1 protein-coding gene and 1 pseudogene are annotated in these 1,222 nt (G+C 73.2%); both read left to right on the top strand.

Going from position 1 to position 1,222, the window contains the following annotated elements; genetic code table 11:
• Positions 1 to 192, top strand: a pseudogene (locus tag CTA01S_RS16160) (hypothetical protein); the annotation flags it as partial.
• On the top strand, positions 189 to 1,222 hold a 1,034-nt coding region (locus CTA01S_RS16165), incomplete at its 3' end, for a hypothetical protein (protein WP_198150912.1). The pseudogene CTA01S_RS16160 and the gene CTA01S_RS16165, both read left to right, overlap by 4 nt.

A 1,222-nucleotide genomic window follows, 5' to 3' on the forward strand; every position in this document is an offset into this window, starting at 1 on the left:
AAGACGGATGCGGGCACCGGCCGCGTGCGCGCGCTGGTGGCGAGCGGCGCGCAGATGGCGGTCAGCAGCGACATCAACTTGCAAGAGCAACTGGCCTGGCACACGGCGCTGTTCGAGCGCAACCCGAACGGCAACGTGCCGTGGACGGAAGGCGCCTTCAACGCCGCCGAGTTCGGGCTGGAGTCGGCATGACGGATCGGCTTGTGCCTGAGGTGGTGGCCGAGGTCGGTGGCCAACCCACACCGGGGGTCAGCGTTGTCGAGCAACGGGCCGAGTCGATCTCGCGCGCGGCCTTCGGGGCGCTCGCCGCCACGGCGCTGGCCGAGACCTCGGCCCAGCCGCTACCGGCCACCCATCTCTCGACGCTGTGGGCCGAGACGCTGGCGGAGCACGCACCGCCGCTGCGCGCCGCCGCCTTGCTCGTCGAGGTGTTGCGCCGCGACACCGCCGCGGCGGCGATGGTCGCAGAAGCGATGGAGGCCTTCGGCGAGACGCCCTGGCCCGAGGCTCCACGCGGGGTCTTCGCCTTCCGTCACGACTGGGCCGAGCCCCTGGTCGAGCGCCTGCAATGGGCCACCGGCGTGGTGCGGCTTGCCTCGGGCAACGAGGCACGGCAGGGACAGCGGCGCGTGCCGCGGCGCTTCCTGACCTACCACGTGGGCCACGGGCGCGCGAGCGACGCGCTGGTGGCCGAGTGGCTGGCCGACCATCTGGGCAGGACTGCGTGGTGGCCGCTGCCGCAACATGCGGTGCGGCTGGGTGCTGCCGCTGAGACCGGGGCCTTCGCGCTGGACATCCTTGCACCAGCCGGCCACGGTTTCGCGCCTGCTTCCTACCGGCTGGAAGAGGGCGGGCTGCAGCGCGAGGACGCGCCGTTGCGCGCCATCGTGTTCACGCAGACGGGCTGGCAGGTGCTGGCGCTCACCGAGGTGGAGCCCGAGCGGCTGTGGCTCACCGAGCCGCTGGCACGGGCGGTCCCCGCGGGCACGACCGTCCTGCCCCTGGTCGAGGGCCTCGCGGTGGAGCCGGCCGAGTTCGCGCAGTGGGTGCCCGGCCTCGATGCGGGCAGCGTCACCGCGCAGGTGGCCTTCGAGCCGCTGCCCGACGAAGGGCGGCTCGACGATCTCTGGCTCGACGGCCTGCCCGTCTGGCCCGATGGCAACTGGCGCGACGACCCCACCCATACGGCGGATGGCGTGGTCACGCGGCAGGACCTCTCCCC

This window comes from Caldimonas taiwanensis NBRC 104434 (assembly GCF_001592165.1).
GTDB classification, from domain to species: Bacteria; Pseudomonadota; Gammaproteobacteria; order Burkholderiales; family Burkholderiaceae_C; genus Caldimonas; species Caldimonas manganoxidans.